The sequence below is a fragment of the Xanthomonas hortorum genome, from assembly GCF_024339125.1.
GTDB lineage: Bacteria > Pseudomonadota > Gammaproteobacteria > Xanthomonadales > Xanthomonadaceae > Xanthomonas > Xanthomonas hortorum.
The window spans coordinates 4,527,439-4,547,321 of the sequence record NZ_CP101417.1 but is presented as its reverse complement, the minus strand read 5'-3'; the positions used below and the strand labels follow the sequence as shown (position 1 = coordinate 4,547,321).

The following is a 19,883-nucleotide window of genomic DNA, read 5'->3' as shown; positions in this document are numbered from 1 at the left end:
GGTACCTGAATGGCGAGCGGGCCGCTGGGCGCGCTGGCACCAAACCTAGGATGCATAGAATGAATCTGCTCGATTTCCTGATCCCCGTCGCCCAGGCGCAGGCCACTGGTGGCGCGCCGGCCCCCGGCCCGATGGGAAGCCTGTCCACCTTCGCGTTGCCGATCATCCTGATCGCGGTCATGTACTTCCTGATGATCCGCCCGCAGATGAAGCGCCAGAAGGAACACAAGGCGTTGCTGGACAAGCTGTCGCGTGGCGATGAGGTCATCACCTCCGGCGGCGTGGCTGGCGTGATCACCGATATCGGCGAGAACTTCATCACCGTGGAAGTGGCCGACAACGTGCGCATCCGCGTGCAGCGCAGCGCCGTTGGCCACGTGCTGCCCAAGGGCACGCTGAAGTCCGCCAGCTAAGTCGCGTCATCGGCAGCGGGCACCGTCCGGCGCTGCCGGCAGGTGCTCGAAAACGGCAGGGGCCGCTCGTACACTCCGCTGTCGTTGCGCTGCCAATGCGTGCTTGGGTCCGCCCAAGACGTCACTGCAAGTGAACACCTGCAACACCACAGCTGCGCGCACCTTCTGGTGGGCGTAGTCGGTGCACGAAGTCGGACCACGCCCCCGGGCGCTTTTGCTCCATGCACTGCCGTATCCACCGGATGACCGCTCGCGACGCTGTATCGGCCGCCTGAAGTCGTTCTCACTGCTAGGCGCGGCGCCGGGATGGTGCCGCGCGGGACTGTCGCAATGCTCGAATTTCCTCGCTGGAAGTATTTCCTGATCCTGGTGGTGCTGGCGGTCAGCGCGTTGTATGCGCTGCCCAACGTCTACCAGAAAGACCCGTCCGTGCAGATCACCGCCAGCCGCGGTGCGCAGCTGGACGACGCGTTGCGCAGCCGTATCGACGCCGACCTCAAGAGCGCCGGCATCACGCCCAAGGCGGTGACCCGGGAAGGCGACAGCCTGATGGTGCGCCTGCCCACCCTGCAGGCGCAGACCCGTGCCAACGACGTGTTGCGCCAGCAGCTGGGCGAGAACTACACGGTGGCGCTGAACCTGGCATCCACGGTGCCGGACTGGCTCGCCAAGCTGGGCGGCCGGCCGATGGTGCTGGGTCTGGACCTGGTCGGCGGCGTGCACTTCGCCATGCAGGTCGATCAGAAAGCCGCGCTGGAAAAGCGTCTGGAGGGCTTTGCCGAGGACATCCGCACCACGCTGCGCGATGGCCGCATTGCCTATCGCTCGGTCGAGCGTCGTGGCGACAACAGCATCCAGGTCTCGTTGGGCGAGGGCGCCAGCGCCGATGCCGCGCGGACCGCGTTGGCCAAGTCGCAGCCCACGCTGACCTACGACGTCAGCGGCCAGACCATCTCGGTGAAGGTGCCGGAGGCCGAACTCAAGCAGATCGCCAGCGGCGCGATCGAGCAGAACCTCACCACCTTGCGTAACCGCGTCAATGCACTGGGCGTGTCCGAGCCGACCATCCAGCGCCAGGGCGAAGACCGCATCGTGGTCGAACTGCCCGGTCTGCAGGACACGGCCGAGGCCAAGCGCCTGATCGGCGCCACCGCCTCGCTGGAATTCCGCGCCGTGGTCGAAGGCAATGCCGAAGACGCCGTGCGCAGCGGCAGCATCCCGCCGGAAGCCAAGGTCTACCGCGTGCGTGACAGCGGCGCGCCGGTGCTGCTCAACAAGCGCGCGCTGGTGACCGGTGACCAGATGGTCAGCGCCAGCGTCAGCACCGACCAGAACGGCATGCCCGCGGTGGCAGTGACGCTCAACAACGTGGCCGGCCAGCGCATGCTCGATTACACCAGCGCCAACGTCGGCAAGCTGATGTCGGTGGTGTATATCGAGCGCATCCCCACCGTGACCATGGTGGACGGCAAGGAAGTGCGCAGCGTGCGGGTCAAGGAAGAAGCCTTGTCGCCGACCCGCATCGCCGGTGTGTTCGGCAAGAACTTCCAGACCACCGGCCTTGAGAAGGTGGAGGCCGAGAACCTGGCCAAGCTGCTCAAGTCCGGTTCGTTGGCCGCACCGATGGATTTCGTCGAGGAATACGTGATCGGCCCGAGCCTGGGTGCGGAGAACGTGGAGCGCGGCGTCACTGCCGTGGTCTACTCGTTCCTGTTCACGCTGGTGTTCTTCACCATCTATTACCGCGTGTTCGGCGCGATCACCTCGGTGGCGCTGCTGTTCAACCTGCTGATCGTGGTGGCGGTGATGTCGTTGTTCGGCGCCACCATGACGCTGCCGGGGTTTGCCGGTCTGGCGTTGTCGGTCGGCCTGTCGGTGGACGCCAACGTGCTGATCAACGAGCGTATCCGCGAAGAGTTGCGCCTGGGCGTACCGGCCAAATCGGCGATTGCGGCCGGTTATGAAAAGGCCGGCGGCACCATTCTGGACGCCAACCTCACCGGCCTGATCGTGGCGGTGGCTTTGTATGCCTTCGGCACCGGGCCGCTGCGCGGTTTTGCGTTGACCATGATGATCGGTATTTTTGCCTCGATGTTCACTGCGATCACGGTCTCGCGTGCATTGGCGGTTCTGATCTATGGCCGCCGCAAGAAGCTCAAGTCTGTGGCCATCTGAGATGCGAGTCCTGCTGCGGCGCGCGCGCCTTTGCGCAACTCCGCAGCAGGAATCCCTGCGCAAGCGGCCGGACCTTGACGGTGCGGTCGTCCAACGGAAGCTCTTTTCATGAAACTGTTCCCGCTTCATCTCATTCCCAATGACACCAAGATCGACTTCATGCGCCTGCGCAAGCCGGTGCTGATCCTGATGCTGGTGATCGCGGTCGCCTCGGTCGGCGTCATTGTCGGCAAGGGCTTCAACTACGCACTGGAATTCACCGGCGGCACGCTGGTGCAGACCTCCTTCCAGAAGACCGTGGACGTGGACCAGGTGCGCGAGCAGCTGTCCAAGGCCGGCTTTGAAAACGCCCAGGTGCAGAACGCACGCGGCGGCAACGAAGTGATGATCCGCCTGCAGGCGCGCGAGCAGCACAACAACCGCGACGATGCCGCAAGCACCGTCGCCGAAGAAGTGCGCAAGGCCGTCAGCACCCCGCAGAACCCCGCCACCGTGCAGCCGGGCGAATTCGTTGGCCCGCAGGTCGGCAAGGACCTGGCCTTGAACGGTGTTTACGCCACGGTGTTCATGCTGGTGGGCTTTCTGATCTACATCGCGTTCCGCTTCGAGTGGAAGTTTGCGGTGGTGGCCAGCCTGACCGCGCTGTTCGACCTGTTGGTCACGGTGGCCTTCGTGTCGCTGACCGGGCGCGAGTTCGACCTGACCGTGCTGGCCGGCCTGCTGTCGGTGATGGGCTTTGCCATCAACGACATCATCGTGGTGTTCGACCGTGTGCGCGAAAACTTCCGCGCGCTGCGCGTGGAGCCGCTGGAAGTGCTCAACCGCTCGATCAACCAGACGCTCTCGCGCACGGTGATCACCGCGGTGATGTTCTTCCTGTCGGCACTGGCGCTGTACATCTACGGCGGCGAGTCGATGGAAGGCCTGGCCGAGACGCACATGATCGGCGCGGTGATCGTGGTGATCTCCTCGGTGATCGTGGCCGTGCCGATGCTGAGTATCGGACCGTTTGCGGTGACCAAGCAGGATCTGCTGCCCAAGGCCAAGGACGTGGAGGCGCTGGCGCGTCGTCCTTGATCGGTCATCGATCTTCGATCACGAAAAAACCGCGCGCTGCGCGGTTTTTTCGTTTCTGACGTTGAACCCTTAGTTCACGGTTGTGCACTGTGACGCCACTACTCACAAGCTGGAACACCAAGGATTTCGTCGGACACGTGATGCCGATCGATACTCAGTACTTTGCGGGAGAGAACCGCTGGCCAGGATGAAGCGCCGTATCCAACTGAGACATGCCTGCTCGGTGCGCAGGCTGTAGTGCCGAACGCGCAAGCGGTCGCGCACTTGATCGAGCAGCCGCGCCGGCGGACGTCCTGTTACGCCATTGTTTTTGGGGGTGTATTTCATACGCCTGTGTCCTTGCTGGATAAGGCTGGAGGCCTCGCGATGGTGGAGTCCGCTAGGGAACCTCTGAACAACGCACCACAGATACGCGACACTACCCGCCTGATGTTGAGGAGTGATCCATGCAACTGACGTTCGGTGACGCTGAGGGCCTGGGCAAGCGCAAGCAGACCCGGCGCGAGATCTTTCTGGCCGAGATGGAGCAGGTGGTTCCGTGGCAGCAACTGCTCGGTCTGATCGCGCCGCACTATCCGGTATCGGGCCGGCCAGGTCGGCAGCCGTACGCACTGGCGACGATGTTGCGGATTCATCTGCTGCAGCAGTGGTATGCGCTGAGCGATCCGGCGATGGAAGAAGCACTGCACGAGATCCCGACCTTGCGGCGGTTTGCCCAGCTCGGTGGCTTGGACAACGTTCCGGACGAGACCACGATTCTCAACTTTCGGCGCCTGCTGGAGACCCATGGCCTTGCCGCGCGGATGCTGGAAGCGGTCAACGCGCATCTGGCGCGCAAGGGCCAGAGCCTGCGGTCGGGCACGATCGTCGATGCGACGCTGATCGCGGCGCCCAGTTCGACCAAGAATGCCGACAACGCGCGCGACCCTGAGATGCATCAGACCAAGAAGGGCAATCAGTGGTATTTCGGGATGAAGGCGCACATCGGCGTGGATGAATTTTCCGGGTTGGTGCACCACGTCCATTGCACAGCCGCCAACGTCGCCGATGTCACGGTGATGCACACGTTGCTGCATGGCAAAGAAGACAGCGTGTTCGGCGATAGCGGCTACACCGGTGCGGACAAACGCGAAGAACTGCAGGCCTGCAAGGCTGCATTCTTCATCGCCGCCAGGCCCTCGACGATGCAAGCCCTCGGCAACAAACGCGAGCGTGCTCGGGAAAGACGTTGGGAACACTTCAAGGCCAGCGTGCGCGCGAAGGTGGAGCATCCATTCCGGGTGATCAAGCGCCAGTTCGGCTACACCAAGGTCCGCTATCGCGGCCTGGCCAAGAACACCGCGCAGGTGCTGACCTTGTTTGCGCTATCGAACCTGTGGATGAAGCGAAAGCAGTTACTGCCGACGATGGGGAGCGTGCGCCTGTAACCCGGGCAACACCCTGCAAACGCGCCGGAAACGGCAAAAAAATCGAGGATCTGAGCGCCGTCAGCCTGGTCGATGTGGTTAGGCTCATCCTCCGATGCCGTTGATCAGACCATCCCTAACAACTCATTCAAGCCGAACTTGCTTCGTTACGGCACAACATGGCCAAAGAGCTTGCCATGTTGTCGCCTCCACTGCGCAAGTCGGCTTAATTCAGGCGTTAGGCACGTAAAAACAGAATGCCGCAGACGGACACTGATCCGTCTGCGGCATTGTTAGTATCACTCTTCGGCAATGATTGTGATGCCACGTTCAGTCACTTGCACTTGTGCTTTGTGGCCTACGGAAAATCCTGCCGCTTGCAACCAATCTCCGCTCAAACGCAAGAACGGTACCTGTCTCGGCCGGGTCCGGCGCTCTACATCTTTGTGCTTACTTTCGTAGACCTGATAGCCAACGGTTAAAAAACGCAGTTCCGGTTGCGCAGTCTTTCTCTTTACGGCCATAGTGGTGCTCCTAGCGGATTGTTGAGTTACGCCCCTGTTGAGAGGGCGACCGAGTACTTCAACACCGCCGCTAGACGGCCCCCAGCTTTCCCCGGCAAGCCGGGTCTTGTATGACTGGACGCTACTCGGCCATAGAAACTATGGACGCAAAAAAACCGCGTTTCAGTCGCGGGCACTGCTAGCGGAAGGTATGTTGAGTACCTTAGGTCAACTTAGCGCCCTACTGGCTCTCGGTCAACTGGTGGGCATGGGCCTAACAATTCGTTCAAGCCGACCCCACATCGTGGCAGCGCCAGCGTGCTTTACGCTACGCTAGCACGTAGTCGCTGCCCCGCTGCGGGGCGGCTTGACTCAGGCGTTAGGCGGTGGTGAAGCAAAACAACTTGGCGTTCTACCTCGTCAGCTGCCTCAGCACGCACGGGGGGCGTCGGTTTCAAGATCATCATGAGATCGAGCAGCAGACGCTGAAGAACGAGTCGCACTTATCAACCAGGCCTTCTGCCAAACTCCAGATTGGCTGACAGAAGTAGTTGAATGCCCATGCAGCCGATGATGGCGCTAGACTTCGGTCACAGCAATCCAGGGGTGTGAGCCTGTGGACGGGATGCAACACATGGAAACCAACATGACCAATCAGCCCAAAAAGGGCGAGTTTTTCGAGCTGCTGCCGGACGGCCGGCGTGGAGGAAAGGGCCACGGGGTGATCTTCGAAAATGAGCAGGCTCTTTTGACGCCGCCCCGGCTTATTTTGCAGCCGGACGAAGGAGGATTTCCTCCGTTGAGAGAGACGCCACTATTGATCTACAACCCCATGGAAGGGGCGTTGCCTCAGGATCTAGAGGGAGGCTTCAGTGGCTACTGGCTGGTCTCCGAGCGGCTCCGCAAGGTGATGGAATCTGTGGATGCGGATGCCTTCGCCTTTGCTGATGCTGACTATCGCTTAGCCGATGGTTCCAAAGGTCCGACCGTCTTCCTCTGCGATGTCGTTCGCACATTAGATGCTTTGGATGAGGAAGCCTCGGAACTCGATATCAAAATCAGCGACGATTACGAGGCTGGAAAGTATTACAGCCTTGCGGGCGGTAGTCGCTTGGCTTTCAAGAGTGGCGTGCTCGGAAATGCGCATGTATTCAAGCTTCCGTTTAACGATGGTGTCTTTTGTGATCGGGTATTCAAGGAGGCGGTTGAGGCTGCCGGAATTAGCACTAATGGTAATTCCGACGGGCTATGGTTCTACGACGTCGTGAATCGTTGATGCGCCTAATACGGGCAGAGAAGAGCTTAGTTCATGTCGAAATATCGGACGCTTTTTCAAGATCATCACGAGATTGAGCAGCAAACGCTTAAAGGCAGTAAGTTGCTTGCGAAGCTGCAAGAGATCGGTCGGTTCGATATTCATGCACAGGAAAACCGCATCTTTTTGCCGTCCGATCCCAAGTTTGCTCACTCTCTGGTCATTTCGCCGCACAGCGGTGGCCCGCTTGGCGCCTATCAGTATGGCGTAATTAAGCGCTTGGAAGAAATTCAAGCAACGCGAGATGGTCGAGCGGCTTTGCGAGGCGACCCGGAGGCGTTGAATCGCGTTGTCCAGCGTGTGGAGCAGTTGCGCGACACCCTTGCGGTTGGCCTGATTAACAATGACTTGAACACCAACACGCCACTTGGTCTTACTCCCGCTCAGGCAAGCATGAAAGTTCAGGGTTTTATGCAAAACAGCCCGAACTATCACCAAGCCCATTCTCAACAGTTTGATGCTCTTAAGGGGCTCACTGGAGTTGATCGTGGTTGGGCAGGTGTGACGAACTCTGAGTCTCGCATTGTCACCACGCTCAGCCAGATCCAGGTCAGTAACACCGCCATCATTCGAGGCGGGGATATCCAGCTTCAGCGCAGCGGATTGTCGCTCGCCATCGCCAATGCCCATCACGATGGGCGCGTGGTCTTGTCTGAGCAGGGCATCCTCAAGGTCGAGCAGGTTCTCGGTGAGGTGGCCGCACACAACCTGCGCGTGCCCCGAGGCCAACGCGGTGCCGCGTCCATGGAAGTGTTGCTGGGCAATGCATCGGCGAGCACCCTGGTGCGTTCGGGCGGTTTGTTGGCAACTGGCGCGGATGCGGTGCTGACCGCCCGCCGTTCGTCCGAGTTGCTGGAACAAGGCAATGCCACTGCCGCACAATCAGAAGTTCAGCACGCCATTGCCCGCAATGCCGGCGGCTGGGCCGGCGGTGCGTCTACTGCAGCAGCATTGGGCGGTAGCGGTTTTGTGCCTGCGGCCTTGGTGGTTGGCGACGCGCTGTTGATGAGCAAGGCGTTCGACAAAGGCGCCGATCTGCTGGACAACCGCGCCATCTACCACCAGACCGACAAGGCGGGCGTTGAGTGGCAGTTCACCGGTCGCAACTGGCAGCGCGAAGCAGCCATAGATCTCGCCCATGATGGCCGGCGCACGTCGGGCGAGCGGCCCGTGGTCGCCAGCTATGAGAAATCGCAGGAGCTGGGGGCGCTGGCCAACGCCAAGGCAGTGGAGCTAGCGCTTGGCAAAGCGCCGCCGCCCCAGGACCCGTTCAACCTTCCAGCTCAAGCAAGCGACCAAGTCGGACTGGACAACCAGAACTGGCGGCGGAATCCCGAAAGCCAGGCGTGGGAGCGCCAAGTCAAAACCGCCGTGTCCGGTGCGACCGACCGGGGCAGCTACGAACACCAAACCGCCTCGCCGGAACGCGCGCAACAGCTCAACCAAGAAGCCCTGGGCCGTATCGAACACAATATCGCCACCGGGCGCGAAGCCATCGCCGCCGCCTACCTGGAAAACCATGCCGCGCAACGTGCCCAGGCTTACGGTGTCGAAGTGCCTGCGGCCGTCCAAGCCGCCCAGGCCAAGCCTGGAGCGGTGCTCGGTTCGGACGCTCAGCTTTACCAGCGCACCGAGTCAGGACAGTGGGCGGGCAAGGATGGCGTCGCCAGTGGCAACCTGGCGGTGGAGCTGGAACTGACCGACCGACTGCGGCAGCCCTCAATCGAGCGCTCCCAGGAAACCTTGGCGACGATCCAGGCACTTCCCGCGCCGACGGCTGCGCGGATGGAGCACAACGAACTGCTGCATCGTTACCGGGCCGCCGGCGTTGATTTGAACGTCAGCCCGCAGACCCAGCACGCCGTGGAGCTGGCCTCGCAGCGGACCATGGAGGTCAACGGCATCACCGGGCCGACCATGCAGCAGTTGCAGCGCAACGAGGCTGGGCAATACGGCTATGACAGCTCCATCGCACACCTGCAGCAAGGGCCCGATGGCATCACACGCGTGGTGGCTGTGACCAGCAGCGATGACATTCGGCAGGCGCTGAGTGAGACGCAAGGCAATCGGCGAGAATCGCCAACCCTTGGGCGCGTGCTTGAGGGAACGGCAGACGCGGACACCTCGACCTCCGAGTCGTCCAATCCGCAGCAGGTGCTGGATATCCAGGCGCGCATGCAAGCCTCTGTCGCGGCGCAGGCACGGCAAGAGCGCGAACAGCAAGATCGCCTTGCACAGGAGAAGCATGCCGCACAGGTGCGCGAGCACCTCCAGCAGGCACAGCCAGAGCGCGAAGATCAGTCGCCGAGCGAGCAGGCCATCCAGGCGCACGCGATGCTGGAAGGTCAACGCCAAGCCGAGCAGCAGCGCGAACTAGAAGAGCGCCAATTACAGGAGCGGCAAGCACAGACCAGCCAGCAACGCGAGCTGCAGGAGCGTGAGGAGAGAGACGCCCAGCAGCGGCAGGCGCATGAACGCCAAGCCGAAGACAACCAGCAGAGGGAGCAGCAAGACCGCCAGGCTCAAGAAACCAGGCAAGTTGAGGTCCAGGAACGTCAGGATCAGCAGGCACAGGATCAGCAGCAACAAACTCAAGCACTCGAACCGACGAAGGACCAACGTCAGCAAGCCTCGCAGCAACCAGACACTCAGCTTCACGCACCAGAGCTCGTGCCGACTCAGAAAAAAACGCTCCCTCAGTCGCAGCAGGAGGATGCACGCTCACGGCTGGAACCACAGAATCAACCAGCGAACGAACGTCTTGCTCCTGACGCACATGACGCACTGAAACAAACGCCCGAGGCAGGTGACGCGCAGCCGCGTCAAGCCCAAGAAGCAGAGCACTCGCTGGAAATGTCGGCGATGGAGAATCGCGCCGCCGCCCGCGTCCAAGTGTCTTCCTCCAAAGGCCCGGAGCCGGGAAGCCTACCTTCCCAGAGTGTGCAGGCCGATGCGAGGCCGTCAGCGCTAACGCAGCAGGTGGAGATGGAGCAAGCGTTGGTCCGCCAGCAATACACGGCGCGTGAGCAGGAGGCAGAGCTGGTTCGCGTCGTAGCTCAAACAACGCCTGCGACAGCAGAGCCGTTGAGTGCATCGCAGTCCGCAGCGTCTACCAATCCTGAGCAAGAAACGACGTCAGAGCAGAACCATCCTTCGGACACGTTTCTGGCTGAGCATGACGCGCCAGCGCTACCCCCTGCATACCTCGCGCAGGCACACGGGCAATCGTTAGGAGGTAGCGCAGAGAATCGCTTTCCCAAGGAGCCAGCAGACGCGGAAAACCAGCAGGCCCAATCGACTCAGGCGCAGGACCGCAGTGTCGCAGACCCGGGCGGTGCCCTATTCCTGGAAGAGACCATGCGCTCGCTACGCCAGCTGCAACAGGAAATTGAGCTGGCAGATCGGCAAGACGAACGCTTCCACCAGGAATGGAAGGAGCATCGCGAGCGCGGAGAACCCTATCCCTTCGTTCGCGACGAGACCCAAAGCGTGGACGGCGCAAGCCTCGACGAGTTCCCGCAGCGCGAGCAAGCGCGTCGCTCGCCCAGTGAAGCTGCTGAGCAAACCGATACCTTCCCACATCTAACTCAGCGCTCTAACGGTCCAGGGGTAGGGGATGGGCCAGATGATTCTTTGCAAACCGAGCGGAAATCCATCACTGGCGACCCGGATGTGGACGAGGTGCTCTACGCGCTCGACAGCAAGAACGAGTTGGCGATTGAGCAGGCGCTAAATCGTGTGGCCAACAGCGCAGCCACGCAGGCGTTGTTGAAAAAAGGCAACGATTTCCTGGAGGCGCAGGCCCAGCAGGAGGCCCAGGAACACGTCGCCACACGCCAGGCGCTTGGGATGGATGTCTCAGCGGAAATCAACACCAGCCGCGGGCCGGTGATGGTGATGACCTTGCCCGAGTTTGCAAAGGGGCCGATGCAGAGCGGTCCCCAAGGGGACGGCGGCGGAGGTGGAGACGGCGGTGGGGGCGGTGGAGGAGGCGGTGGTGGTGGAGGGGGCGGCGGTTAGTCAGAATCTCTTCCGTGACCAGCCGAGCTTAGGAGACCTCATGGACAGGCAAGACGCTGCCGCAATGGCGGAAATGATGGCGACGTTGAACGCATCCAACGCGTCTTTGCAAGAGACCATTACGGTGCTGACGACGCTGATGGCATCCATGCAGCAGCGCGAACAACGGTTGCGCGATGTGGTCGCCGAGCAACTCCAAGTGCTGCAACGCGCGGCCAGCAGCGCCGATGCCAAGGTCAACCGGGTGCTTGAGAATGCATTGCCGAGGCTGACGCAGTTGACCAATCAGGCGTTGACGCAGACTCTTGAGCCAGCCGCCAAGCGATTCAACAAAGAAATGGCCACGGCGGACGAGACGTTGCAACAGGCCACCCGGCGTTACGCGCAAGCGCAGCAGACGTTGGAGACACGGATCACGCGCCGCATGGGAATCGCATCCGCTACGATGCTCGTGGCGGGCGTGCTAGGGCTGGGTGCGGTGGCCTACTCGGTTGGCATCATCAACGAAAAGCGAACCGAACTCGCAAAGCTTCGAGCTTCCATCGACTACCTGGACCGCGTGTCGCGTGCCGACCTAGCTCCCTGTGGCGAAGGCCGGCTCTGTGCCACCTTGGAGAAGAATGGGCCGCGTTACGGCAACCAAAGGCAATACAGAGCGATCAATCTGCGTGCGACATCAGATTCGCAATGATGCGACGTCGTCATTACAGCGACTGCCTAGCGCGCGACAGCGGCGGCTGAAAAAGCCACATCGCGTGCGGTCGCGCACCGACGCGGCTCATCAAACTCGTCGGCCATATCCGGCAAATGCCCAGGCCAACCGAGTCGACGTAATGCGTTGCACTGCAGTCAGATGCAACGCACCCGCCACTCACTTCAAGCAGTGGTACCCGCCAAGCATGCGCGCAACGCGCGCAGCTTTTCGACGGGTCACAGATTCCAGTCGATCCGCATGCCCGCAATCAATGCATTCTTCAGATCGTTGGTGCGGGTCGGTTCGTTGAACTGGTCCGGGTTGATCACGTAATGCAGGTTCGGGGCGATGCGTAGGCGCTTGGTGACCTGGATGCCGTAGCTGAGCTCCATCATGATCTGGTTGTCGGCCGGGGTGCCGGTGCCGCCGGCTGAGGCGCGGGCCAGGCGCAGGTTTTCGATCGCTTCGTCGCTGTATTTCTGCTGGGTGATCACAAAGGCAATGTTGTCCTGCGGGCGGCTGGCGAAGGTGCCTTTCTGCACCAGCGACGTCCCCCCGCCCTGAGTAGCGGCTTGGTTTAGAGTCCGGGGGTAATGATATCGGTGTTTGCCAGATGTTGGGCATAAGCAGCCGGGGTCATGCCGCCGATTGCATTCTTGGGTCGCTCTTCGTTGTACGCGCGTCGCCAGCGTTCGATTTCGGTGCGCGCGTGCAGCAGTGTCGGGAACCAGTGCTCGTTGAGGCATTCGTCGCGTAGTCGGCCGTTGAACGATTCGACGTAGGCGTTCTGGTTCGGTTTGCCGGGTTGGATCAGCCGCAACTGCACACCACGGGCATGTGCCCAGGCGACCATCGCCCTGCCGCAAAACTCCTTGCCGTTGTCAGTGCGGATCACCTTCGGCAAACCGCGACTGTGTGCCAACCGATCCAGCACGCGCGCAACGCCATGTCCCGAGATCGCGCGCTCCACGTCGATGGCGACCGCTTCGTGGGTTGCATCGTCCACGATCACCAGACACTTGACCACCCGACCGTCGGCAGTGCGGTCGAACACGAAGTCCATCGACCACACCTGATTGGCCTGCGCTGGCCGCAGCAGCGGCTGACGCTCGCTTATTGGCACCTTTTTGCGTTTGCGCCGTCGGACCTGTAGCTGCTGCTCGCGGTACAACCGCTCCACCCGTTTGTAGTTCACGATGCGCCCTTCCTGTCGCAGTTTGAGATAGATCATTCCCACGCCATAGCGGCGATGGCGATGCGCCAACGCAACGATGCGCTCGCGCAGTTCGCCATTGCGGTCTTCGCGTGGGCAATAGCGCAGCGCACTGGCGCTCATGCCGATCGCTGCCAAGGCGCGACGCTCGCTGGCGCCACGCCCGATCCACTCGCGCACCAGCGTACGACGCGCCGGTGCGCTTACCACTTTTTTCGCAGCGCATCCTTGATCAGGTCGTTCTCGAACAATTGCTCGGCCAGCAACTTCTTCAGCCGCGCGTTCTCGGACTCGAGGTCCTTGAGCCGCTTGGCATCAGGCACGCTCATCCCGCCGAATTTGCTGCGCCACAGGTAGTACGAGGCCTCGCTGAAGCCATGGCGCCGGCACAGGTCCTTGATCGCCACGCCGCTTTCGGCTTCGCGCAGAAAGCCGATGACCTGCTCGTCAGTAAAACGTTTCTTCACGTCCAATCTCCTCGGGGTAGGGAATTGGACTCCAAACTGAGGCGCTACTCAAAATCGGGGGGACGTCGCCAGGCCCAGTTGCACGAAGTGGTCTTCGATGGCCTGGCCGCTGGTGCTCTTGAGAATGGCGGCGAAGACGGTCAGGCCCTGGGTGCCGGACGGGTCCGGGTTGGTGACCTGTTGTTCGAAGCGGCCAAACAAGCCGGAGCGGCCCTGCTTGTTTTCATAGCCCAGGCCACTGAGCACGGCCGGGTTGCCGTTGCGGTCGCGCAGCGGGTCGGTGTAGTCGGAGTTGTCCTGCCAGCCGCCGAGTTCGTACATCGCCGCCAGCGTGCCGTCGCCGCCCTTGTTCTTGTAGCCGATGGCGTAGGGCACCACCACGCCGGTGGTGTCGTCGGTGCTCCACTTCAGGCCGTGCTGGCCGTCCTGGGCCTGCACCGGGTTCACTTCGTACGCGCCCACATGCACGTAGACCTTGGGCGTGACCCAGGCGGTGGCATGCGCGGCCCAGCTGGACACCGGCCAGTAGGTGAAGTTGCTGGTGCGGAACACGAAGGTGGGGTTGCCGCAGGCCGAGTTGCCCTGGAAGTACTGGCACAGGTCCGAGCCAAGGAAGTGGATGTTGGCCACGCTGCGGCCGGCTTCCAGTTCCAGGCGGTCGTCGAGCAGTTTCTGCACCAGCGTGAGGTTGGCCAGGCGCGTGCCCTGGCCGCCGTAGATTTCCTGCACCGAGGTGCTGTTGCCGATGCTGCTGTTGGACAGGTTGGTGCCGTGACGGTTGGTGACGTAGGCCTTGACGGTGGCGCCGTGCCAGCCGAACAGGCTGTTCAGATCGACGTCGGTGCCGACCATCAACTGGCCGGCGTAAGCGTCGCCGCCCTTACGGCCGCCGTCGATCATCGAGGCGGCTTCGCCGGTGTAACCCAGCTTGAGCTTGAAGGCATCGGCGGCATCCTGCGCGTGGGCGAGCGGGGTCAGCGCCAGTGCCAGCGACAGGCACAGCAGGCGGGGACGGGCATGGCGGGGGGCGAGGGCGGTCATGGCAGGACTCCGAACAAAGAGGGCGTGGCCGAGAAGGCGAACGCGACAGCTAAGGGGTGGGCAAGCCGCTGGCCGCGCACGAAGGTGCGCAGCGCAGCGGTGAAACCAGTCAGGGGTGACGCAGATCAGCGATCAAATGCGCCGGATGCGCGGTGTGGAATTGGTCGGGGCGGGGCGGCCGAACGTCAGGCGATCACGTCGGCCACCGGCTTCTTGAGCAGGCGCAGTGCCACTGCGGTGACCACCACGCCGACCACCAGGGCCAGTACGTAATTGAGCAGGTGGGTCACGGCGTTGGGAATCAGCAGCACGAAGATGCCGCCATGCGGTGCCTTCAACTCGGCACCGGCGGTCATCGAAATGGCGCCGGCCACGGCCGAGCCGATCACCAGCGCCGGGATGGTGCGCAGCGGGTCGCGTGCGGCATACGGGATGGCGCCTTCGGTGACGAAGGCCAGCCCGAGCACGCCGGCGGCAGTGGCCGAGCCGCGTTCTTCGACGGTGAAGCGGTTGCGGAACACCCAGGTGGCCAGCGCGATGCCCAGCGGCGGGGTCATGCCGGCCACCATGGCGGCAGCCATCGGGGTGTAGACCTGGCTGGCGATCAGACCGGTGGAAAACGCGTAGGCGGCCTTGTTGACCGGCCCGCCCATGTCGAAGGCCATCATGCCGCCGAGCAACAGACCCAGCAGCAGCGCGCTGCTGCCCTGCATTCCGCGCAGCCAGGCGGTGAGCCAGGCCAGCAGATCGGCCACAGGTTGCCCGAACACATACATCATCGCCAGGCCAACCAGCAGCGTGCCGAGCACCGGCAGGATCAGCACCGGCTTGAGCCCTTCCAGGTTGCGCGGCAGGCGGATGTAGCGGTTGAGCGCGGCCACGCCGTAGCCGGCGATGAAGCCGGCAATAATCCCGCCGAGGAAGCCGGCATTGAGGTTGGCCGCGACCAGCCCGCCGATCATGCCCGGTGCGATGCCGGGGCGGTCGGCGATGGAGTAGGCGATATAGCCGGCCAGCGCAGGCACCATCAAGGTGAAGCCGGCCTTGGCGCCGATCTGGAACAGCGACCAGGCCAGCGTGCCCTGGTGCGCGTCGTCGCCGGCATAGATGCCGCCGAGCGCGAAGGCCAGCGCGATCAACAGGCCGCCGGCGGTGACGAACGGCAGCATGAACGAGACGCCGGTCATCAGGTGCTTGTAGGCACCGGTGCGGGCATTGCTCTTGGCGTCGGATGTGGCACTGGCGCCTGCGACCGGGGCTGCGCCGCCATGCACGCCGGCCTCGGCCAGGGCTTTCTGGATGAGCGCCGGGCCATCGTTGATCGCCGGCTTGGTGCCGCTCTTGAACAGCCGCTTGCCACCGAAACGGGCCAGGTCCACTTCGCGGTCGGCAGCGATGATGACCACGTCGGCCGCGCGGATTTCCTCGTCGGTCAATGCGTCCTGCGCGCCCACCGACCCCTGCGTTTCCACGCGCATCTGGTAGCCGAGTTTCTTGGCCGCCTGCTGCAGGCCTTCGGCGGCCATGAAGGTGTGCGCGATGCCGGTGGGGCAGGAGGTGATCGCAACGATGCGCTTGCCGCCTGCGCCGGATGCGTCGGTCGTTGCCGATGTACTGGCTGGTGCGGTGGTGGCAGCGAGCTGGCTGACGGCGGCGGCCGGGTCGTCCAGTACCGCGCCCAGGCTCAGATGCAGCAGTTGCGCGTCGCCGAACCGCGCGGTGTCGGCATCGGCATCGCCGACGATCAGGACGTGCGCGGCGCCGTTGGTCAGCTCGGTCGGCAGTACGCCGAGCACGCCCTGGTCGCTGCGGATTTCGATCGTCACGCTGCGCCCGGCGGCGGTGGCCGCACGGCGCAGCGCTTCGGCCGCCAGAACGGCTTCGGTACTGCGTTCGCCGGCGGCGATGACCACGATGGAAGAGGACATGGCAAAACTCCTGCTGTATTGCGGTCGCCGGTGAGGCCGGACGCGTGCGGGTGACGCTTGCCGGGATGACGCCAGCCGGAATGACGCGCGCAGACCTGCGTGCCGGTCGCCGGCAAGTGCAAGGCAGCGCTCACGACAGCGTCTCGATCACGACGTCGGCCGCAGCACGGCGCACGCCGTCGGCGCTGAGTCTGCGCGCGTCGCCGCTTTCCAGCCGGCACATCGAAAATGCCGTGGCCAGCCGCGCGCACTGCTCCAGATCGGTGGCCGCATCCAGCAGCGCGGCGGCCAGGCCGGCCACCATCGCGTCACCGGCGCCCACGCTGCTGCCCTGTGCCAGCCGCGGCGGCCGCGCAATCAGGCGCTGGTCGCGCTGCACGAACAAGGCGCCGTCGGTGCCCATCGAGATGACCACCAGCTGGATACCGCGTGCGATCAGTTCGTGCGCGGCGGCGCTGAGCGCGGCGCGATCGCTCAGCGGGCGGCCGGTCCAGGCTTCGAGTTCGTGCCGGTTCGGCTTGACTGCGTAAGGCAGCGCGCTGCGCGCGGCGCCGAGTGCGGCCACCAGTGGCGCACCACTGGTATCCAGCAGTACGCGTGCGCCAGCGGCGCTGGCCTGCGCCTGCAACTGCGCCCAGCTGTCGTCCGGCAGGCCGGCCGGCAGGCTGCCGGACAGCACCACCGGCAGGCCGGGGCGCAGCAGCGGGGCGAGCTGATCGGCAACGCCCTGCAGATGCGGCTGGCCCAGGCGCAGGCCGGGCAGGTTGATGTCGGTGGTGTCGTTGCTGCGCGCTTCGACCAGCTTGAGATTGGTGCGGGTCTCGCCGGCCACGCGTTGGCAGTGATCGGTAATGCCGCGTTCGCGGAACAGCGCCTCGAACACGCCGGCATTGCCTGCCCCGAGGACGCCGAGCGCGGCGACCTCAGTGCCCCAGTCGGCCAGGCAGGCGGCCACGTTGATGCCCTTGCCGCCGGCGTCGTTGCGCACGCTGCTGGCGCGATGCACCGCGCCCGGCTGCAAGTGCTCGAGCTGGATGGTCTGGTCGATCGCCGGATTCAGCGTGACGGTGATGGCGTGCAGGCTCATGCCTGGTCCTCGCGTTTGACTTCAAGCGCGCGCACTTGCTCTGCGGTTTCGCAGTCCAGCGCCTGCTCGGCCAGCTGCTGCAAGGTGCTCAGCGCGGTGCCGCGCAGGCGTGCCTTGACCGCCGGGATGTCGTTGGGCGTCATCGACAGTTCTTGCACGCCCAACCCGGCCAGCAGGCTGGCGCCGAACGGATCGCCGGCCAGACCGCCGCACACGCCGACCCAGCGATCGTGTTTGCGCGCACCTTCGATGGTGCTGCGGATCATGCGCAGCACCGCCGGATGCAGGCTGTCGGCTTCGGCGGCGAGCTCGGGGTTCTGGCGGTCGATTGCCAGCACGTATTGGGTGAGGTCATTGGTGCCGATCGAGAAGAAATCCGCATACCGCGCCAGCACGTCTGCCTGCGCAGCGGCGGCGGGCACTTCGATCATGATGCCGATCGGCACTTCCGGTGCGTCCAGCTCGGCGCGGATGCGTGCGCAGATTTCGCGCAAGGTGATCAGCTCCGGTACCGAGGTGATCATCGGGAACATGATCGACAGCCGCGCACCGTCTTTTGCAGCGCGATAAAGCGCACGCAGTTGCGGTTCGAGCAGGTCGGGGCGACGCAGCAGCAGGCGCGCACCGCGCACGCCCAGGAACGGGTTTTCTTCGTGCGGCAGTTCCAGATGCGCCACTTGTTTATCGCCGCCGATGTCCAGCGCACGCACGATCAGCGGGCGGCCATCCAGTGCCTGCGCCATCGCCAGGTAGGTAGCGTGCTGCTCGTCTTCGCTGGGGGTGCGGCCGCTTTCCAGAAACAGGAACTCGGTGCGCATCAGGCCGACGCCTTCGGCGCCCTGGGCCAGCGCCATCGCGACCTGGTCGGGCAGATTAACGTTGGCGCCGATGTCGATGTGGTGGCCGTCGGTGGTTTCGGCCGGCAATGCGCGTTGCGCGGCCTCGCGCTCGCGGATGGCTTGCTGCTCGGCGATATGCGTACGGGCGGCGTCCAGATCCAGCTCGGACGGGTTGATGTACAGCCGGCCGCTGCTGCCGTCGATGATGGCGGTGACGCCGTCTTCGATATCCAGCAACTGGCCGCCAGCTGCGACCAGCGCCGGCAGGCCAAGCGTGCGCGACAGGATCGCGGTATGCGAGGTCGGCCCGCCTTGCGCGGTGGCCAGACCGAGCACGCGCTCGGTGTCCAGGTTGGCGGTGTCCGACGGCGACAGGTCGCTGGCGAGCAGGATGCAGGGCTGGTCGGGCAGGTCGGTGAGGCCGGCGCCGGCGGCGGCCGGGTCGAGCTGGGCCAGCACGCGGCGGCCGACGTCGCGCAGGTCGGCGGCGCGGCCGGCCAGCACCGGGTTGCCGAGTGCGGCCAGGCCCGAGGCGATCTGTTCCACCGCCTGATGCCACGACCACGCCACGCCATGGCCTTCGACCATCAGCTGGCAGGTGCGGGTGATCAGGTCGGTGTCGTTGAGCAGCTCGGCCTGGGCCTTGAAGATGGCCGCATCCGAGGCGCCGAGACGGCGCTGGGTGTCGTCCTGGATCGCCGCCAGTTGCTGGCGGGTGCGGGTGAGGGCGTCGTGCAGCAATGCGCCGCCATCGCCCAGGCCGACCGGTTGATCGGCCACCTCGGTCTGCGCGGCACGCAGGCGATGCACGATGCCGATCGCCACGCCCGGGCTGGCGCCGATGCCGACGATGGCCGGCTGCGCCTGTGGCGGGGTCCAGCCGATGACCGGGGCGGCGCGGCGTTGCGCGGCGCGTTCGGCATCGGCCTTTTCCTGCGCGGTCAGGCTGTCCATCACCGCACGCAGGCGCTTGAGCAGCGCGGCGGCATCGCTGCCTTCGGCCGAGACGGTGATGCTGTCGCCGGCACGCAGACCGAGCTGCAACAGGCCGACCAGGCTCTTGGCATCGGCCGCCTGCTCGCCGGCGCGCACTTGCGCACGCGCAGAGAAGCCGCGTGCGGTCTCGGCCCAACGCGTCGCCGGGCGTGCGTGCAGGCCGCTGGGGTAGGCGATGGTCCAGTCAAATTTTTCGGCCAGATCGGTGGCCGGCGCGGCGCTGGTGTCGGGCGCGCGGTCGCCGGTAAGCGCGGCCACGATCACGCCGGGGTCGTCGGTGGTGAACAGCGCTTCCAGCTGCGCCGGGTCCTGGATCAGGCGGGTCAGGCGGCGCAGCAGGGTGATGTGGGTATCGGACTGGGCAGCAATGCCCACCACCAGCCGGGTGATCTGGCCGGGGTTCCATTCCACACCCTCGGGCAACTGCAGCACCGCGATACCGTCGCGGCGCACCAGATGGCGGTCTTCGCCCACGCCGTGCGGGATCGCCAGTCCGTGGCCGAGGAAGGTATTCGCCAAGCCTTCTCGGCGCCGCATGCTGGCGTCGTAGCCCGGCGCAACGCAGCCGGCTGCGACCAGTAGCTGGGTGGCCTGGGCGATGGCGTCATCCTTGTCGCGGGCATGCGCACGCAGGCGTACGAGTTCGGGAGTGACGGGAGCGACAGGCGACGGAGAGGACAAGACGGACTCCGGGGAGTAGGAACGGGCT

Annotated in this window: 12 protein-coding genes and 2 pseudogenes; 7 read left to right on the top strand and 7 right to left on the bottom strand. The window is 64.1% G+C overall.

Features of this window, described 5'->3' with window-relative positions; translation table 11 throughout:
* The first annotated feature begins 59 nt into the window (after window positions 1–59).
* The 4 genes from yajC to NMB96_RS19425 all read left to right on the top strand — a co-directional run bounded on the left by yajC (window position 60) and on the right by NMB96_RS19425 (window position 5,092).
* Window positions 60–413 carry a preprotein translocase subunit YajC gene (yajC, locus tag NMB96_RS19440; RefSeq protein WP_011037519.1) on the top strand — a complete coding sequence of 118 codons (354 nt, stop codon included), beginning with the start codon at window positions 60–62 and terminating at the stop codon, window positions 411–413.
* 330 nt (window positions 414–743) lie between these two features.
* On the top strand, window positions 744–2,588 hold the full coding sequence (gene secD / locus NMB96_RS19435; RefSeq protein ID WP_043889274.1) for a protein translocase subunit SecD: 1,845 nt from the start codon (window positions 744–746) through the stop codon (window positions 2,586–2,588).
* A gap of 108 nt (window positions 2,589–2,696) precedes the next feature.
* Entirely contained in the window at window positions 2,697–3,665 is a 969-nt protein-coding gene (gene secF, locus NMB96_RS19430; protein ID WP_040941150.1) for a protein translocase subunit SecF, read from the top strand.
* A gap of 446 nt (window positions 3,666–4,111) precedes the next feature.
* Window positions 4,112–5,092 (top strand): IS5 family transposase, encoded by a 981-nt coding sequence (locus NMB96_RS19425; protein WP_183086603.1) that lies wholly within the window; start codon window positions 4,112–4,114, stop codon window positions 5,090–5,092.
* Window positions 5,093–5,370: 278 nt separating this feature from the next.
* Here NMB96_RS19425 and NMB96_RS19420 read toward each other — a convergent pair whose 3' ends face one another.
* Complete coding sequence (locus tag NMB96_RS19420) at window positions 5,371–5,595, bottom strand: SymE family type I addiction module toxin (protein WP_076037648.1); 225 nt, start codon at window positions 5,593–5,595, stop codon at window positions 5,371–5,373.
* Window positions 5,596–6,190: 595 nt separating this feature from the next.
* Here NMB96_RS19420 and NMB96_RS19415 point away from each other — a divergent pair.
* From NMB96_RS19415 to NMB96_RS19405, 3 genes are read left to right on the top strand one after another with little or no spacing between them, the layout of a single operon-like run.
* Entirely contained in the window at window positions 6,191–6,850 is a 660-nt protein-coding gene (locus tag NMB96_RS19415; RefSeq protein ID WP_043889270.1) for a DUF1629 domain-containing protein, read from the top strand.
* Between the two features lie 33 nt (window positions 6,851–6,883).
* Window positions 6,884–10,909 (top strand): coiled-coil domain-containing protein, encoded by a 4,026-nt coding sequence (locus tag NMB96_RS19410; protein WP_255085436.1) that lies wholly within the window; start codon window positions 6,884–6,886, stop codon window positions 10,907–10,909.
* 40 nt (window positions 10,910–10,949) lie between these two features.
* Window positions 10,950–11,600: a hypothetical protein gene (locus NMB96_RS19405; RefSeq protein ID WP_023904315.1), complete on the top strand. Its 651-nt coding sequence runs from the start codon at window positions 10,950–10,952 to the stop codon at window positions 11,598–11,600.
* 239 nt (window positions 11,601–11,839) lie between these two features.
* Here NMB96_RS19405 and NMB96_RS19400 read toward each other — a convergent pair.
* The 6 genes and pseudogenes from NMB96_RS19400 to ptsP all read right to left on the bottom strand — a co-directional run.
* Window positions 11,840–12,148, bottom strand: a pseudogene (locus tag NMB96_RS19400) (carbohydrate porin); the annotation flags it as partial.
* A gap of 32 nt (window positions 12,149–12,180) precedes the next feature.
* A protein-coding gene (locus NMB96_RS19395) for an IS3 family transposase (RefSeq protein WP_183086658.1) occupies window positions 12,181–13,283 on the bottom strand; the annotation gives its coding sequence in 2 pieces (ribosomal slippage) (window positions 12,181–13,025 and window positions 13,025–13,283; 1,104 coding nt in all).
* A gap of 51 nt (window positions 13,284–13,334) precedes the next feature.
* Window positions 13,335–14,324, bottom strand: a pseudogene (locus NMB96_RS19390) (carbohydrate porin); the annotation flags it as partial.
* Window positions 14,325–14,509: 185 nt separating this feature from the next.
* The gene (locus NMB96_RS19385) at window positions 14,510–16,252 is read right to left on the bottom strand and encodes a PTS fructose transporter subunit IIC (RefSeq protein ID WP_255085435.1); all 1,743 of its coding nucleotides are present in this window, start codon (window positions 16,250–16,252) and stop codon (window positions 14,510–14,512) included.
* Between the two features lie 130 nt (window positions 16,253–16,382).
* Window positions 16,383–17,339 (bottom strand): 1-phosphofructokinase, encoded by a 957-nt coding sequence (pfkB, locus tag NMB96_RS19380; RefSeq protein WP_255085434.1) that lies wholly within the window; start codon window positions 17,337–17,339, stop codon window positions 16,383–16,385.
* Window positions 17,336–19,855, bottom strand: coding sequence for a phosphoenolpyruvate--protein phosphotransferase (gene ptsP, locus NMB96_RS19375; protein ID WP_255085433.1), 2,520 nt, complete (start codon window positions 19,853–19,855; stop codon window positions 17,336–17,338). Before ptsP ends, pfkB begins: the two co-directional genes overlap by 4 nt.
* Window positions 19,856–19,883: the final 28 nt, after the last annotated feature.

What these genes read in the sequence shown, in the direction of transcription:
- yajC (WP_011037519.1), top strand. Translation starts at nt 60, where the DNA reads ATGAATCTGCTCGATTTCCTGATCCCCGTCGCCCAGGCGCAGGCCACT.
- secD (WP_043889274.1), top strand. Translation starts at nt 744, where the DNA reads ATGCTCGAATTTCCTCGCTGGAAGTATTTCCTGATCCTGGTGGTGCTG.
- secF (WP_040941150.1), top strand. Translation starts at nt 2,697, where the DNA reads ATGAAACTGTTCCCGCTTCATCTCATTCCCAATGACACCAAGATCGAC.
- NMB96_RS19425 (WP_183086603.1), top strand. Translation starts at nt 4,112, where the DNA reads ATGCAACTGACGTTCGGTGACGCTGAGGGCCTGGGCAAGCGCAAGCAG.
- NMB96_RS19420 (WP_076037648.1), bottom strand. Translation starts at nt 5,595, where the DNA reads ATGGCCGTAAAGAGAAAGACTGCGCAACCGGAACTGCGTTTTTTAACC.
- NMB96_RS19410 (WP_255085436.1), top strand. Translation starts at nt 6,884, where the DNA reads ATGTCGAAATATCGGACGCTTTTTCAAGATCATCACGAGATTGAGCAG.
- NMB96_RS19405 (WP_023904315.1), top strand. Translation starts at nt 10,950, where the DNA reads ATGGACAGGCAAGACGCTGCCGCAATGGCGGAAATGATGGCGACGTTG.
- NMB96_RS19385 (WP_255085435.1), bottom strand. Translation starts at nt 16,252, where the DNA reads ATGTCCTCTTCCATCGTGGTCATCGCCGCCGGCGAACGCAGTACCGAA.
- pfkB (WP_255085434.1), bottom strand. Translation starts at nt 17,339, where the DNA reads ATGAGCCTGCACGCCATCACCGTCACGCTGAATCCGGCGATCGACCAG.